This is a genomic window from Vreelandella sp. L-25 (genome assembly GCF_056857535.1).
This window is the reverse complement of sequence record NZ_JBSXNH010000013.1, coordinates 1-15,488: the sequence shown is the minus strand read 5'-3', so window position 1 is coordinate 15,488 and position 15,488 is coordinate 1. Positions and strand designations below refer to the sequence as shown.

At 57.2% G+C, this 15,488-nt stretch carries 13 protein-coding genes; 5 read left to right on the top strand and 8 right to left on the bottom strand.

What is annotated here, in order from left to right; all coding sequences use genetic code 11:
* The first annotated feature begins 264 nt into the window (after window positions 1-264).
* On the top strand, window positions 265-1,188 hold the full coding sequence (locus AC13CN_RS00490) for a DNA-binding protein (RefSeq protein ID WP_253026879.1): 924 nt from the start codon (window positions 265-267) through the stop codon (window positions 1,186-1,188).
* A gap of 612 nt (window positions 1,189-1,800) precedes the next feature.
* A complete protein-coding gene (locus AC13CN_RS00485) occupies window positions 1,801-2,694 on the top strand; it encodes a replication initiation protein (RefSeq protein WP_253026877.1) in 894 nt (297 codons plus the stop codon).
* A 31-nt stretch (window positions 2,695-2,725) separates the two neighbouring features.
* Here AC13CN_RS00485 and AC13CN_RS00480 read toward each other — a convergent pair whose 3' ends face one another.
* The 3 genes from AC13CN_RS00480 to AC13CN_RS00470 form a co-directional block, all read right to left on the bottom strand.
* On the bottom strand, window positions 2,726-2,968 hold the full coding sequence (locus AC13CN_RS00480; RefSeq protein ID WP_253026875.1) for a ribbon-helix-helix domain-containing protein: 243 nt from the start codon (window positions 2,966-2,968) through the stop codon (window positions 2,726-2,728).
* Window positions 2,969-2,993: 25 nt separating this feature from the next.
* Window positions 2,994-3,638, bottom strand: coding sequence for a ParA family protein (locus AC13CN_RS00475; RefSeq protein WP_253026873.1), 645 nt, complete (start codon window positions 3,636-3,638; stop codon window positions 2,994-2,996).
* 234 nt (window positions 3,639-3,872) lie between these two features.
* A complete protein-coding gene (locus AC13CN_RS00470) occupies window positions 3,873-4,550 on the bottom strand; it encodes a recombinase family protein (protein ID WP_253026893.1) in 678 nt (225 codons plus the stop codon).
* Between the two features lie 222 nt (window positions 4,551-4,772).
* Between AC13CN_RS00470 and AC13CN_RS00465 the strand changes: the two genes are divergently transcribed.
* Together AC13CN_RS00465 and AC13CN_RS00460 are read left to right on the top strand one after the other, a co-directional pair.
* On the top strand, window positions 4,773-7,346 hold the full coding sequence (locus tag AC13CN_RS00465; protein WP_483052943.1) for a bifunctional diguanylate cyclase/phosphodiesterase: 2,574 nt from the start codon (window positions 4,773-4,775) through the stop codon (window positions 7,344-7,346).
* Between the two features lie 255 nt (window positions 7,347-7,601).
* Window positions 7,602-9,335: a PilZ domain-containing protein gene (locus AC13CN_RS00460; protein WP_483052942.1), complete on the top strand. Its 1,734-nt coding sequence runs from the start codon at window positions 7,602-7,604 to the stop codon at window positions 9,333-9,335.
* A gap of 333 nt (window positions 9,336-9,668) precedes the next feature.
* Here the strand turns inward: AC13CN_RS00460 and AC13CN_RS00455 are convergent, their stop codons facing one another.
* From AC13CN_RS00455 to AC13CN_RS00435, 5 genes are all read right to left on the bottom strand, one after another.
* The gene (locus AC13CN_RS00455; protein ID WP_483052941.1) at window positions 9,669-10,292 is read right to left on the bottom strand and encodes a PP2C family protein-serine/threonine phosphatase; all 624 of its coding nucleotides are present in this window, start codon (window positions 10,290-10,292) and stop codon (window positions 9,669-9,671) included.
* The gene (locus AC13CN_RS00450) at window positions 10,293-11,156 is read right to left on the bottom strand and encodes a nucleotidyl transferase AbiEii/AbiGii toxin family protein (RefSeq protein ID WP_483052940.1); all 864 of its coding nucleotides are present in this window, start codon (window positions 11,154-11,156) and stop codon (window positions 10,293-10,295) included.
* Entirely contained in the window at window positions 11,137-12,075 is a 939-nt protein-coding gene (locus AC13CN_RS00445) for a hypothetical protein (protein WP_483052939.1), read from the bottom strand. The genes AC13CN_RS00450 and AC13CN_RS00445 overlap by 20 nt, the downstream gene beginning before the upstream one ends.
* 486 nt (window positions 12,076-12,561) lie before the next feature.
* A complete protein-coding gene (locus tag AC13CN_RS00440) occupies window positions 12,562-12,849 on the bottom strand; it encodes a type II toxin-antitoxin system TacA family antitoxin (RefSeq protein ID WP_483052938.1) in 288 nt (95 codons plus the stop codon).
* Between the two features lie 379 nt (window positions 12,850-13,228).
* Window positions 13,229-13,888 (bottom strand): hypothetical protein, encoded by a 660-nt coding sequence (locus AC13CN_RS00435; protein ID WP_483052937.1) that lies wholly within the window; start codon window positions 13,886-13,888, stop codon window positions 13,229-13,231.
* A gap of 1,226 nt (window positions 13,889-15,114) precedes the next feature.
* Here AC13CN_RS00435 and AC13CN_RS00430 point away from each other — a divergent pair.
* Entirely contained in the window at window positions 15,115-15,276 is a 162-nt protein-coding gene (locus AC13CN_RS00430) for a hypothetical protein (protein ID WP_483052936.1), read from the top strand.
* Window positions 15,277-15,488: the final 212 nt, after the last annotated feature.

The window sequence follows — 15,488 nt, the reverse complement described above, 5'->3', positions numbered from 1 at the left end:
CGCTCAGAGCACACAGGCGAGCGAATTCAGCGGAACGAAGCTCAGCCCGATAATGGGGGACAGGAACCGCCGTGGTACGGATCCGTTTGCCCGGTGGTGTGAGAGGACGGGGGAGGCGACTCCCCCTCCTACTCGATCCTGGCCACCGGCGACACGCCCTTCCGCCGGGATATTTCATATAATGTACGTATTTTGTATTGTATTTTGTACCGTATAACATATAATATGAAATACGATATACGATACAGACGAGAGGGATATGATATGGCACGCACCGGGATCACCTACGAGCAGGTCGCCACCGTCGCCGACGCCCTGGTCGGGCAAGGCGAGAAGCCCAGCATCCAGCGCATCCGCGAGCAGCTGGGCACGGGGTCGCCCAACACCATCCACCGCCACCTCAAGGCGTGGCGAGCCACCCAGGCGCCGGCCGAGCGCCGTGCGGCCCGCTTGCCGGACGAGTTGACCGCCGCCCTGGCCGAGGAGCTGGAACGCCAGGCCGCTGCGGCCCGCGCCGAGGCCGAGGAGAACGCCCTGGAGGCCCAGCACACCGCCGACGAGCTGGCCGCCACCGGCGAGCAGCTGGAGGAGCAGGTCGAGGAGCTGAGCGGCCGAGTGGAGGCCCTGGAGAGCGAGCGCGATCGCGTCACCGGCGAACGCGACGAGGCGCGCAGCGCCCTGGCCGAGTTCCGCGAGCGGGTGCGGGAGCTGGAGACCCAGCGCGACGACGCCCGCCAGCAGCTGGCTGAGGCCCGCAACCGGGTGACCACCCTCGAGGAGCAGCGTGACGAGGAGCGGGAGGCGCGCATCGCGGCACAACGCGAGGCCAAGCAGACCGATCAAGCCCGCATCGAGGCCGAACGCGCCCTGGCGGTGGCCCAGACCCGGGTCGAGGCCACCCAACAGCAGGCCGAGGAGCGTGCCAAGGCACTCCAAGAGGAACGGCAGGCTCGCCAACAGGACGCCCAGGGGCACCGCCAGGCCCTGGCCGAACAACGCGACGAGTACCGGGAACGCCTCGCCGCCCTGGAAAAACAGCTCCAGGACGCCCAGAAACGCGCTCAGGAGGCCGAAAAGGGTCGAACCAAGGCCGAGGTACAGGGTGAGGCCTTAGCGGCCCGTATGGAGGCCCTTGAGGATCGCCAACGTAACGACCGGGAGGAGGACCAGCTGTCGATGGGGGAGTAGGTCAAGCTCTAGTGATGACCCTTAGGTGTATGCTTCACGTTCTCTAGTGGACCTAGGGGTAATTACCCCTGTCCACTTAACCGCGTAATACGTTGATTAATATGTACTTTTCCTTCACATCATTCCAAGTGGATGTTGACCCCAATTTCCTCCTCCTAAAACGGCACAGTCGTATCATCTAATACTGATGGGAGATCCCCCCGCGTATTGCTAAACAAGGGGCGCGAAGCGCCCAATGTTCCAGCAGTGCAATGGGGTGGCGACCACCGTGGCTGGATTCTTTAGCGGCCAGGTCTGCTCGCTGGGCAGCGCAGGCGCGAAGCGCCTCGAAGCAGCCCAATCGTTGCGCCTTGGGCGCACCCTCTTAGGCCCGCGAAGCGGGGGCGAAGGGAGCGAAGCGAACGGAGGGTAGGTGGACGCGCATCTGCGCGTCTTTTCTGTTTCCTTTTCCTTTTCCCTTTTAGGCGACTGTAACTCACTGAAAAATAAAGTTAATTAGCCTTTACGGGGGAGGGGTTTGGGGTTGTGAGGGGAGGGGTTTGGGGTTGCTAGGGGGAGGAAGTTGGGGCATAAAGGGAGGGAATAATATTCTCACCTAAACGGGAGCGAGTCGTGCCACAACAGCAAGGAAGCTTACCAGTCTACAAGAGCAACGCCCTCATCGAAGCCTCATACCGGCTCACCCCAGCAGAACAGCGCATCATGCTGGTCTGTATCTCACAGGTGCGAAGGGATCAGCCAATTACCGATGAGGTTCTGTACAGCGTTAGCGCTAACGACATCATAGCGCTGACCGGCAGTGCATCTCATGCAGTCTATGACGAACTAGCTAAAGCCGCACTTCGTCTAAAACGTCGTGAGGTCTGGATTACTGAGCGACCAAATGGGGAAGGAACTCATAAAGAAACGCTAGTCACCGGCTGGGTGCAATCGATTCGTTACCGAAAAGCTGAAGGAAAGGTAGAACTACGCTTCACTAAAGACATGCTGCCCTACTTAACTCAGCTAACAGAACAGTTCACTCGATATGCGTTAGGCGATGTAGCGAAAATGACCAGTGCTCACGCCATTCGACTCTACGAATTACTATGCCAATGGCGAGACTCAGGCGAACGTGTCGTCACCATAGAGTGGCTCCGAAAAGCATTTCAATTAAGCGATAAGTACCCTGCCATAAAAGATTTTAAGCGGTGGGTAGTCCAGCCAGCCGTAGAGCAGATCAACGAACACAGTCCATTCTGGGTAGAGTGGCATCAGCGAAAGACTGGGCGACGTGTCAGCCATTTTGTCTTCTTTTTCGGAGAAAAAGCCGACAATAAGGTGTCAGGTGTCACTGACACGCGGCGTAAGCCAAAACGCACAGCATCCCCAGATCAGGGCAACCAAGGCGTGTTGTTCGGCATCCCCCGCCATCTCATCGAGCAACAGGCGCGTCCTGGTGAGAGCTATGAAGATGCAGCGCTGCGACTCCTCAAGAAGAAGCGTAATCATGTAGTGGAGGCCTGATTCAGCAGCAGGCTCTCCTGCGTCCCCACACCTACGCACCGCCTTTTCTTTCCATATATTCATTCACTGCCGTTTCGAATACCTCAACCATACTCATGTCGTGTGCCACAGCGAAGGCCTTCAGGCGGCGGCGGAACTCGGGGCTCACCCGAAAATTACAAGGCACGGTAGTGCCTGGCTCCGGCTTGCTGGTGTGGTTGCCCACCACATGAGTGGTCTTCGTCGGTTCCGGGGGAAGCCCTTTGCTGCCGGGCTTCTTGCTGGGTGCGGCCATACCGTCGGCTCCTTGCGTTATTGCGTTAATTCGTTATAGATTCCAAGCGGTCGATGATGGCCTGGATTAGCCTGTCCGCCTGAGCTCGCGGTCCCTTATAAGGGGTTTCCACCACGGATAGGCCACCGTCCTGTGCGCGGCGCAACGCGGTCTTCTCCGGTATCTGGGAGTCGAGCACGTGATAGGGGGTCGCCTCCAGGTAGGCGCGGGCCTCCTCGAGCTCGCGGGGACTGTCGCCGACGCGGCTCAGCGCAATGGCGATGCGCTCCATCGGGACGCCATGTTCGCTGACCAAGGTGTTGGCCAGGATAACGGTGGGTTCCAGATCGTCCAGGGATAAACCGGTAGGCAGTACCACCAGATGTGACTTCTGCCCAATCTCGGCAGTTGCCCGGGTCGCATGCGGGGCACCGTCCAGGACCATGAGGTCATAGGCGTCGGCGATCCTGAGGGCCTGACCCACGGTACCGAACGTCTCGACAGCTACTATGGGCTCGATGCCACGACTCAGTCGGCGCTGCAGCCAAGTGAAGCTAGTGGACTGGTTGATATCGAGATCGCCGATTTTCACGTTCCAGTCGGCGGCAGCGTAGGTCGTGGCGATGGCCCGGGCCACGGTGGACTTACCCACCCCACCCTTCTGGCTCACCACGCCAATGATGTAGCCCATGGCTTCCGTCCCTCCTTGCGTTATTGCGTTAAATAGTTAATGCGTTACAGCGAGTAGGGCCGACTCCATGACAGGAGGGCTCCACCCGGTGGGTTTCTCTTGTCAGTATAACGCAATAATTAAATAACGCTTTAACGCAAAAAAATCCGCCTCTTTGAGCGACTAGGCTGCAACAGGGTCATAGAGGGAAGACCGGCTCAGCATGGTAGAGCTGATTGTTGAGGCTCTCCACAATTAGACCTCTTCACGACCTACGGCCGGCGCCTCCTGCCAAGCGCGAAGCTCTTCCACCTCAGGCGCATCAGGATCGCACTCTGCCAGCAGCTGCTTTAGCTGGGGATGGTTCGCAGCCTTGGCCAGCCCTTCGCGCTCCAGGGACGCATTCAGCGTCACCCGACTGACCCCGAAGTGCTTGGCCACCTCGGCCTTGGTGATCTCAGGGTCGGCCAACATCGCTGCCGCTTTACGCACGTCCGCGCCCGACATGGCCGGACGGCGTCCTCCCTTGCGACCGCGAGCTCTGGCCGCCGCCAGGCCGGCTAGGGTCCGCTCTCGGATCAGGCTGTGTTCGAACTCAGCCAGGGCGCCGAAGATATGGAACACCAGCTTGCCTCCGGCACTGGTGGTGTCGATCGCCTCGGTCAGCGACCGAAAGCCCACGCCACGCTCGTTCAGCTCGTGGATCAGCTCCACCAGATCCTTGAGCGAACGAGCCAACCGGTCGAGCTTCCACACCACCAGGGTGTCGCCATCGCGTAGGGTGCGCAGGCAGGCCTGCAGCTCGGGACGTTCTCGCTTGGTACCGGTGATACGTTCCTCGAAGACTTGCTCGCAGCCGGCTTCTTGAAGCGCGTCACGCTGTAACTGGGGATTCTGGTCCTGTGTGCTGACCCGTGCGTAGCCGATGATCATGCGTCCTCCTCTCCATGGCGACCTATACGAAAACAAACCTTGGTTTTCTTTACATGGTGCTTCAAGAGCGATCTCTATGCCAGAGGCTTTGTAGCCTGACCATTTACAGCCATTCCTTGCCTATCGATAGCTCACTTGCCTAGCTTGATTGAGTTGTTCAGTATCCCCTGATTCATCAGTCTCCTAACAACTACAAGGAGGAAGACCCATGGAGGCAAGTGCGTGACCAACGACCTCACCCTGCTGGAGGCGCAGCAGGACATTCATGAACTGATCGCCCAGCAGGCCCCCCTCGAGACAACTCTGGACGCTATCGCTCGCTGGATTGGCATTCAGCTGCCCGGTGCCATCGTGGCCTTCATGCGCTTCGACCCGACTCGTTGCTCCCTCAGCCTGTATCCCTGCCACCGTTTCTCTCAGGCATATTACGAGCGGCTTCAGGATGTTCCCATCGGTCCGACAGCAGCCTCCTTCGGCGCGGCCGCCTACCTACGTCGCCAGGTCATCACGGAAGACATTCAGACAGACTCACGCTGGGAGTGTCTGCGCAGTGCGGCATTGACCGAAGGACTGCGTGCCTGCTGGTCAACCCCGGTGATCACCGCCCAGGGGGAGTTACTGGGGACCTTTGGCACCTACTATCGCCAGCCCTCCTCGCCCAGCGAGACGAGCCTGCGGCGGCTTCGCCAGGCCGCCACCTTGGTCGCCCTGGCGATCATTAAGCACCGCAATAACCGCCACCACCAGATGCTGGCCGAGCGGCATCGCTCGCTATTCGTGAACCACCCCGCGGGGGTCTATGAACTCGACCTCAAGGGCCGCTTCCTGAGGGGTAATGCCGCCCTGGAGCGGATCACCGGCTACCCGGAGCAGGACCTGGTCGGCCACCACTTCAACGAATTCATCGCGTCCGACTATCGCGACCAGACCCAGGCCGCCTTCGATGCCGCCAGGGCCGGGGCCTCACGCCACTACGAGACGCAGGGTACCCATGCCGACGGCCATCCCTACTACCTGGAGGTGACCAACTTCCCGGTGACCGTCGAAGGTGAGGTCGTCGGCGTCTATGGCACCTGCCAGGACATCACTCAACGCAAACGCCAGGAGGCCGAGCTGCGCTTGTTGCAGCGAGGCATCGAGGCCAGCCCAAATGGGATCCTCATGGCCGATGCCTGCCAGCCGGACATGCCGATCGTCTATGCCAATGAGGCCTTCTGTCACCTGACGGGGTATGCATCAGACGAAGTGCAAGGCCATAACTGTCGCTTCCTACAAGGCGCAGACACCGACCCTACGGTCGTCGCTACCATTCGCCACGCCCTGGCTGCGCGTACCGAGGTGCAGGTCACGCTGCTCAATTACCGCAAGGACGGCACACCCTTCTGGAATCGCCTGGCGATAAGCCCAGTCGTCGACACGTCTGGCCACTGCACCCACTTTATAGGCACCCAACAAGACATCACCCTGGAGCGCAATCAAGAGGACCTGATTGCCTACCAGGCGACTCACGACCTGCTCACCGCTTTGCCCAATCGAACGGCCCTGGATAACCGTCTCGAGCACGCCCTCCGCTGGAGTCAGCAGAACCACCGCTTGCTAGCAGTAATGTCCCTCGATTTGGACGGTTTCAAGGCCATCAACGAGGGTCTTGGGTACCCTACCGGCAACCAGTTGCTAGCGGCCATCGCCGACCGTCTTCGACAGCTACTCGGCCCCCGCGACACCCTGGCCCGCCTCACCGGTGACGAGTTCGCCTTCCTGATGCCGGACTTCAATAATCGCGAGGAAGTGGCCCTCGCCGCCGAGCGCATCCTCACTACCTTCGAACGTTCGTTCGATATTGAGGGTCGCGCTTTGCACATCAGTACTAGCGTCGGTGTCGCCTGCAGTGATGAGGTGATCCAGCAGCCCCATGAGCTGCTGCAGCATGCCGACCTGGCCCTGGGCGTGGCGAAACGACAGGGACGCAACACCTGGCAGTGGTATCAGGGAGAGGAGGAGCAGAACACCAACGAGCACGTGCTGCTGCGCCATGACCTCCACGCCGCACTACACGAGCACCAGTTCGAGCTCTACTACCAGCCCATCGTTGATGCCGTCACTGGCCACATCCGCAGCGTCGAGGCCTTGGTGCGTTGGCATCATCCAATACACGGGATGGTGTCTCCCGGGGTCTTCATTCCCATCGCCGAACAGACCGGGCTGATCATCCCGCTGGGTCGCTGGGTGCTGCGACAGGCCTGCGAGCACCTCGCCGCCATGCGCGCCAAGGGTGAGCGCGTGTTCCCGGTAGCAGTCAACATCTCGTCGCTGCAGTTCCGCCGCGACGGCTTCCTCGATGAAGTGCAAGCCATTCTCGATGAGACGGGACTGCCACCCGAGCTTCTCGAGCTGGAGATGACCGAGAGCATCCTGCTGGGCGGCGCCGAACAGGCCATCGAGATGATCGACACCCTGCGCGGGATGAGCATCACGGTAGCCATCGACGACTTCGGTACCGGCTTCTCTAGCCTCAGCTACCTGCGTGACCTCCCGATCCACAAAATCAAGCTGGACCGTGCCTTCATCCACGACATCCTCACCAGTCACCGCAATGCTGCCATTGTCCAGGGCATCATCACCATGGCCCACCACATGGGCCTGGTGGTGGTCGCCGAGGGTATCGAGGAACGTACACAGCAAGAGGAACTGGTGCGTCGCGAATGCGACCTGTTGCAGGGCTACTTCTTCGCCAGACCCATGCCGTGGAAGGCGCTCATGACGCTCCCCGACCAGCTGCCCGCTCCCAAAACGTGAGGCCGCCAATCCCTCGGTCTCAGTAGAGGCCGATGGTGAAGGCTTGCCGTCTCCTGGGGGCTAATGCCTCCAGGACCGTTAACCGGCCAGGTCCTTCCTACGCACGCTACACCCCGCAAATGCTTGAAAGATGGGTGCTTTTTCCATGCATGTTGCCATGCCAATTAAGTTGTATATAGTGTAACGCTATAGGTAAATGACCCCCGTTTATTGATATAAATTAATAAAAAACTATCGCATTAGCAGGTAACCGACATGGCTCTCCCCGACCGGGATGAAAACCCTTCAGCGGCCGTGATCCGGTCACTGCTACAGCATGCCCATGAGCTATCGATATACGCCAAGGACATGCCCTACCCCCTGAAGGCAGAGGTGATAGATATCGACCTGAGAACTGGCCGCCTGGTGCTCGAAGCCGAGTATGCCGGCCAGGACATCGATCGCTACCTGACCAGCGGCGGCGTGAGCTTCGACATCGAAGTGATAAAGGGTCCCCAGGACCTCGAGCGTGACACCTACAGCCTCAGCAATGTCGCCGCCAAGCTGATCAAGACCGACAGCACCCAGTATCGCTTGGAGTGCCAGCTCCCCGAGTCAGTGTTCGTTCATGAGAGCCGGGGAGCCGTACGCATCCCGTTCATTCTCGGCATGCAGGCACGTGTCAGCCTCGAGGTCTATCTGAATGAGCTGAGCGTACCGGGTCGACTCCGCAACCTCTCAGTCGGCGGCTGCATGGCCGACATCGAACTGGCAGACAGTATCGCCATCGGCGTGAACCAGGAGATCCCGGGGGTCACGCTGGAATTCCCCAATGGGGAAAGCTTCTTCGCCGAAGGCAAGATCCGTCATATCCGCCCCTTCGGCCAGCATGGCTACGCGGCGGTCGGGATTCAGTTCATCAATCTGTCGACGGCTCAGACAGAAGCACTATTCCGATACGTGTCAGAGTCGGAGCGCGAAGCCGCTTACCGTACAGGAGCGAATGACAAGATGGACCATCACTCCCCCCTGTTCATCCCAGGCGCCAAGGAGAAGAAGATTCTGCAGCGCGAAGCCCAGGAGCGCGAGAAGCGCACCCGCCAGTCGCCCATGGAGCGTGGCGTCATGGACGTGGCACACCAGCTCCAGGTGGGCTTGATGTACATGAAAACCCGTAACCTCTTCCCCGAGAAGATCTTCTACGACTGCGTCGACACCCTACGCTACCTGGTTGAACAGGATCGCAAGGCCTTCCTCTATGCCTTGGCCTTCCTGCACAACGAGCCAAACTGGGTTCGCCATGCGGTACAGGTGGCCGGCCAGCTGGCCGACATGCTGCTGGCCCGCGACCCGCACGACCCGCATGTCCGTGAGGCCGTGCTGGGCGCTCTACTGCACACCCTCGGCAAGCCTCTGCTGATCAGTCCCCAGTTGCCCTCGCTGAAGGTCAACATGAACCCGGCACAAAAAGATATTCTCAGGGGCCATGTGACCACTCTGCTCGATAAGCTGGTGACCCTCGGCTGGACACCCAGCCCGACCTGCCGGGAGGTGATCGAGAATGCCAACGAGCGCCTGGATGGCTCCGGCTACCCAGCGGGCAAGCGCGGCGATGCGCTATCGGATCGCGTCCGTCTGGTCTCGGTGATCAAGGCGATCAACCGGCTGTTGCACGCCCGCAACGGCATCCCACCGCACACGCCGCTCGATGCCTACCGCCTCGTCAATGAGGCCGCCGCAGCCTACGACAAGGCCGTGCTGGTGGAGTATATCCAGGCCTACGGCCTCTATCCGATCGGTAGCCTGGCCAAGTTTTCGGGGGGCTTTCTCGCCTGGGTGATGGATATCGACGGGAAGGGCATGCCGACCAAGGTCTGTGTGGTCAAAAACCTCCGCTTCCCTGACACCAACATCAGAAGCGAGCTGAGCAGCGGCGATTTCTCGCAGATCGGAAAGCTGGAAGGCATCGTCAACCCAGCCGACTACGGCGTAAAGGTCATCAAAGTCTAGCGGCCACGAAGCACGAAGAACCGAAGAAAGCCCCTGGTGACGGGACGACACCAGGGGCAAGCAAGGATATCAGGGATGCGTCCCTTGGCCAGAGGTGCAGTGCCAATGCCTACGCGAGGACAAACTTGCTGAACATTAGCACCCTCATATCATGCCCTGACCATCGCCCCGGTGCCCCCCGGACCAAAGCCCCTCATCATCAAAAAACGTAGGTTTTCTAACCATAGAAAGCTTTACGCAATTTCTTTACGAAAAACCGCCCCTCCAGGGTCTCCTGGAGGGGCGGTCAGCGTGCGTAAAGAAAACGACCCTTTTATAAAACATATCGAGCACTCAAAAAACCAATTCTAACGCCATTCCGTTATCTACAATGTTTCCGCAAACCATATCTAGATAAAACTCTCCGTTAGATATATGGTCATGGAATATTGACCAAACCCCATCAGTACAAACCAGCACTCTATCTCCTGGCCTTACTTTAAAATTGACTTCCTTAAACTCAACCTTCCTCCCCTTTTCAACATGAGAGGTCAAGCGATTACGCAAGGGGTGTGCAACAGCATATTTGGCGGCATCATCATGGGATTTCCTTTTGATTAAAGCCTTCCATGCAACAGAGTCATCGCTAGATAAAACCTGACCGTTAACATAAATCCTGCAATCCCCTGAGGACACAACATGCGCAAAACTATTATTTATCACGGAAAGACCAAGAAAAGAAATTTTAACATGATCCTCAAGAGAAGATTCCAGGTGTTCGGGGTGTATTTTTTCGCATTCTTCGCTTGATATTAGATGAGATAAATTTCTGATTGTTTTATAAACGCCCTCTTGTGATGATTCACCAAAACCATCAGCCAGCATTAAGAAAAACTTATTTTCCGAAGAAGAAAAACAGCAGAAGGCGTCAAGATTACACTTCCTATCACCCTGGTCTTCAGAAAAATTAACTAGCATTTAAACAGTTTCCCAAGGCATTGTTTTGTAGTAGTTTCTAACTACTTCGTAAGCATCTTCAAAACTAGGAAGCTCCCCTTCTATCTCATCTTCCATATCATTGAAATTCTCAGATGATCTAGAAATTACACGCTTATCATCCATCCCATTCACATTCAAAAATTCATCGACCCCTTTCCCTATGGACTTTTCCAAAAGCATTTCCAGAACCATAGCTTTTTCCTCGCCACTCCCCTCTGCAAACCTATTAATCAAGTAATAAATATCATAGACATCCTGCCGTCTACTTCTATTCCTAACAACTTGCTGCAATATCGACCTGAATTTCTCTGCTAGCAAAGACACTAGATCATATGCTTGTATGCACTCATCCCCATCAATCTCTATCTCTTGAGTCGTCCCCGTGAACTCGTTGAAACTATAATCTATCTGCACAACTTGTGACGACTGCCCCCTTTCAAGCCTACCCATCATCGATCCATCATTTTTCCTTGCATAACCTATAGTTATGTCAAGAGATGGGAAGGTGGCATCGGCTCTTTTAGGGATTTTTTTAAGTTTTTGAACAGAGCATTTTATCCCATAAAGCAACTCTGCCTCTGCCTCAAAAAGTCTCATATTAATTTTATCTCTAAGCTCATTTTCATCAAGCTCAATCATCTTTTCAGAAGTTGAAAAATCAATATCTGTAGTATACCTGCTGCTTCCGTATCGTATGCCTAAAAGGATCCCACCTTTCATAACCATACTTTTAGAAAGGTCGCTATCCAAAGATATTGCCATCAAAATTATATGAACTGCCTTCCTAAAATCTACTTGATCTACTGGGGACCTATTCACCCAGTCAGAAATCCCTTGTTCCATATTTTTGCAGCTCACTATAGTTTATTGAAATATTCCATTCAGGGCTATATACATCTTCATATTCGCTTTTTGGAAAAAGGACTCTTGATCCTCCTCTCTGATTTGACTTCTCAGACCTCCATCTATCAATATCAGATGATTCGACACCAAGCACTGTCCCGAGAATAAAACCCACTCTTGCTTTATCAATAGCCCTTCCATAATCATTAACGTATTTTATTATCCTTCTTTTAAAAGATGGGGCGTATTCCAAATAAACATCTATTACATGCTGCTCGCCTCCGCACTTTTCTGGATTGCGAAGCATGTCTATGAAAAGTTCACCAATATCTTGAACTCTAACTCCTTCATCTCCTTCCCGAGGATCTTTTGGATTGCTCTTAACTGAAACATATACAGTTTTCCCAAAGTGTCTTCCAGAAACAGGGTATGTGGGAATAAAATCCTCAGCAGCCCCAGGGTGTCCTGTTCTTTCTATAACCTCAGCCCTTCCTAAGTTCCTCCACTCTTTTTTACTGCATGCTGTCAAATATATAACTTTTGGAATTCTGTTGGTCATCCCATACCATTGCATGGCACTTAAATCTGATATGTATGCATAGGGGTAAACAGCGCACAACAAGCTTGCTGTTGGTGATTTTTTATTTGAAAGCACCCTGTAGAACTTAGATTCTTTATGGAAGAATGACTTCTTGTCATCTGCTTCTATAACACCTGCAATTTCAAGCCTTTCTGTGTACCTATGGAATTGCTCTGTACGAGGAGTTTTTATCTGTATCTTACTTATTCTCTCTCCTTTGTACTCTCTCTTTTTATACAGCATGAATATTTCTTCGTGGAGCCTTTTCCTACTAATGGCCCCTTTTCCATAGTCATTTATTAGCCAGCTTGATAGCGCATCTTCTATTGAGATCGGCACTGTGCTCTCCGGGTATATACGTCCTTAGGACGTATATACCCGGAGAGTGCACCTTGTCAAGCTTTTTGTTGATTTTCAGCATTTTTCATTTGACATCGTTGCCATTAGGGGTACAATGTGTCCTTAGGACACATTGTACCCCTAATGAGAACGGGATCAAAAAAAAGTCACTGAAAATCAATCGGTTAGATATAGACACGAATCAGCAACTCACCCTTCTCTCGGCCACGGGAAATGACAGTCCTGCGAGACGCCCGCTAGAGTTAGGCGTAGCCAACGGACGTGGCCTGTTGCCAACCTGTTCCGTGGTCACCACTCGGCGATCAGCATCTATCGCAAGTCAACAGCCGGGATAAGAGTCAAGATTATGGCGCTTATCGTGCTCATGTCCGTCTTGCGCGACACGGATCATCCGCCCACTCTATAGGCCAGCGGTGCAGCGTCCCTACCAGCCTATGAGCAGGTTTCGTCGGCCAGAATCTCCACCTACAGCGACCAGCAACGTCCTCGCCTGACCAGAGCTCTCAGCGCTTCTCCACCCTCATCAGAGGGCTCCAGGGCTCTGTCCATAGCCTCAAAGGCTTTGTCGCCAGCATGGAACAGGCACCGATCCAGCAGGATGTCTTCGGCACGACGGCACGCAGCGTCAACGATGAAGCGTGACCGCTCACCTCCCACCTCGGCCACGGCCCTGTCGATCAACTCCAGAGTGCGGCGCTCAACGCGCAGGTTGAGGGGCAAAAGCTCACTCCTCGTGTCTTTGTCGTCTCTCATCTCGTCACCTCTCTAAACGCCTTTCGGTGCAACATCCCCACCTATGCCCAGGGGCCGCCGCCAGAGCAACCGGTGCAGCGTTCCCACCTACGCCCAGGAGCGATCGATCGGCCCAGGGAAGCAAGGTATTCCTCCCCCTTTGGGGACCCACTATGCAACATCTCCACCGGCCGATGGACAGGTTTCGTCGGCCAGAATCCTCGGCCCTGTGGCGTGCCGCCAGGGCACCTGCCAACAGCCTCTCTGGTGGGTTGTGTTTCCCAAGATCTGTCCCCTGTAGGCCACCCGTGCAGCATCCCCACGGGTGCTCGAGACCCGTGATTCTGTTTCGCATGCGAAACCGTCGGCAGGGCCACCGGTGAGGATGCTGCACCGATGCCTATTCATGCTTGATCCGGCGCACGTAGGGCGGTCGTTTCGGGATCGCCGGCAGCGCTTCGCCCTTGCGCCGGATACGCGACCAGTCGCTCTTCAGCTCCCGAATCAGGCCCCTCACATCGTCCCGCACCCCACGAAATCCCGGCATCCCACGCATGCTGTAGATGGCCTGCCGGACCAGGCGATTCCGGGTCTCGCGATCGTTCCGGCTGACGGCATCGCGGATGCGCTTTGCCCACTCGTCGCGCCGCGCTTCGACCAGCCGCCAGGTCCAGGTATTGTCGAGGCGGACCAGCTCATAATCGGCCTGCCACACCTCCGGGCACCAGTACGGATTGGGCATGGTGATCCGCACCTGGCGAGCATCCTGCAGCGCCTCGTAGTGCTGCGCCGGATGCGCCTCATCGACCAGCAACCACCACACCGCATAGCGCTGCCGCGGCGGCAGGTAGACCACCAGGAAAGCGTTGCCGGCACCATGCCGGCGACGCCGCCGGCGTTCGTTCCGGTCGGCGGCGGTGGCATAGCGCGCCGCAAATTTCGCCTCGAGGCGGGCGATCTTCTCCCGCGGCACCACCCCTGACACCCAGCGGGGGTACCCCCGCCGCACCAAGTCCTGCACCCGCTGCATGGCAGCGGCCTTGTAACGCATCGATCCCATGTCACCTCCCGTTGAGCGGCTACGGGGAGATAGGGCGTGCGGTGACACCATGGTCCTGAATAACCAGATTTTCGGTGCGGTGGCTCCGCATATAAAAGATTCCAAGGGCGCCGCGGCCGGAAGCGGCCCGTTAACGTCAGTGGCGCCCCTACCTCTCCGCGAGTGCCAAACCTCGGGGTGTGCCAGCCCCTCACACGAGGGGCTGCCACCCCCTTGTTTGCTGCTGGTCGTGGGTGCCAACCACGACCAACTCGCCGTCGCGCAGTGCGGGTAATTCCGCTCGCTGCGAGGCAATGGGCGCTCAGGCCTGAAATGGCCTGTTCGACCCAATCCAGGGGCACCGGGATTGGGCGACACGGACACGGGCAGCCGGGTAACCGGACCTGACCCTGTCACGGCGTGAGAGTGGGTGAGAGCCCCACCTGTGGGCGGCGGGTGACCGTCGAACGCATGCCGAACCTGTGGGCGCAGCGCTGGGGGAAACCCCAGTGAGCCAGGTAGCCGAAAGGAGTGGCCTGGCGGCACCAGGAGGCGCAAGCCGCCTGGGTCGACGAATAGCTCAAGCAGGTAACGGCGCCCCTCGAGGGTGCTGTTCGGAGTGCTTCATAGCCATGCTCTTCGGGAGCTGGCCATGTGCGATGAAGTGACGGTGGAGTAAGGGAGCCGTTTTGGAATCTTGGGCCCCTGAAAACCGGCGATGCCGGTGAGGTGCTTAGCACTAGTGATCACCGTGGTGGAGCACAGTGGCGATGAGGTACGCAGTAGCACGTGACTAACGTGGGAAACCCTACGGCCAATGATCCGGGTGGCACCGGTAAGGCTATGGGTGGGAGCGGCGTTGAGTAGTGTCTGAGCTGGGCGGCGATATGGCCGAAGTCCTCAGCGAGATCCTGGGCGACCAGGGCACACGAAAGATGCCAGCGAGTGTGGGAGGGGCACTCCTCCCTCGCAGCAAGCAAGACGGCAACATCGACGACGACCGGTACCGCGGGTGGCACCGCGGACGCCGGATGAGAATGGCCAGGGTGGCACCTGGCGTAAGTTCATCACTATCGCACCGCGCAAGACCGGCCGTGCGATTCACGACACCAAGGAGGTATTTGATCCTTCAATGCCCGTTTGGGCATCTTCAACAGCCCCTCTTCGGAGGGGCTTTCTCGTTGAGCCTCTGGCACGCCATGGGTGCTAGAATAGGGTCAATTGCCGACCGATAGAGGAGACGCCCCATGACGCCATTCGGCTGGCTCGTCACCGCCTTCGCCCTGTTCATGGCCGGCGTGTGCCTGTTCACCTACGTGCAGATTGAGCGCCACGCCCACCAGAACCGCCAGCGGCGCCTGGCCCGCGAGCGTGATGGCATCGTGCAGCAGTACCAGCAGACGCCCTGATACCGGCCCGCTCCCCCCTCACCAGGCGAGCCGCCCGACACGCAAACCCCGCTACGGCGGGGTTTTTCGTAGTGCGCCAGGCATGGCGCGCAGCGCCAATTAGGCGCTATCCGGTCCGCCGTGGTGGTTGGCCGGATGACTTGGGGGTGAAAGTCCCCTACGGACCCTGATAGCGGGAACCGTTAGCTGAACAGCAAGGGTGTTCGTCGTGA

Excerpts from the sequence above, each read along its gene's own strand:
- AC13CN_RS00470 (WP_253026893.1), bottom strand. The coding sequence starts at position 4,550 with ATGATCATCGGCTACGCACGGGTCAGCACACAGGACCAGAATCCCCAG.
- AC13CN_RS00460 (WP_483052942.1), top strand. The coding sequence starts at position 7,602 with ATGGCTCTCCCCGACCGGGATGAAAACCCTTCAGCGGCCGTGATCCGG.
- AC13CN_RS00475 (WP_253026873.1), bottom strand. The coding sequence starts at position 3,638 with ATGGGCTACATCATTGGCGTGGTGAGCCAGAAGGGTGGGGTGGGTAAG.
- AC13CN_RS00435 (WP_483052937.1), bottom strand. The coding sequence starts at position 13,888 with ATGGGATCGATGCGTTACAAGGCCGCTGCCATGCAGCGGGTGCAGGAC.
- AC13CN_RS00430 (WP_483052936.1), top strand. The coding sequence starts at position 15,115 with ATGACGCCATTCGGCTGGCTCGTCACCGCCTTCGCCCTGTTCATGGCC.
- AC13CN_RS00440 (WP_483052938.1), bottom strand. The coding sequence starts at position 12,849 with ATGAGAGACGACAAAGACACGAGGAGTGAGCTTTTGCCCCTCAACCTG.
- AC13CN_RS00455 (WP_483052941.1), bottom strand. The coding sequence starts at position 10,292 with ATGCTAGTTAATTTTTCTGAAGACCAGGGTGATAGGAAGTGTAATCTT.
- AC13CN_RS00490 (WP_253026879.1), top strand. The coding sequence starts at position 265 with ATGGCACGCACCGGGATCACCTACGAGCAGGTCGCCACCGTCGCCGAC.
- AC13CN_RS00480 (WP_253026875.1), bottom strand. The coding sequence starts at position 2,968 with ATGGCCGCACCCAGCAAGAAGCCCGGCAGCAAAGGGCTTCCCCCGGAA.
- AC13CN_RS00450 (WP_483052940.1), bottom strand. The coding sequence starts at position 11,156 with ATGGAACAAGGGATTTCTGACTGGGTGAATAGGTCCCCAGTAGATCAA.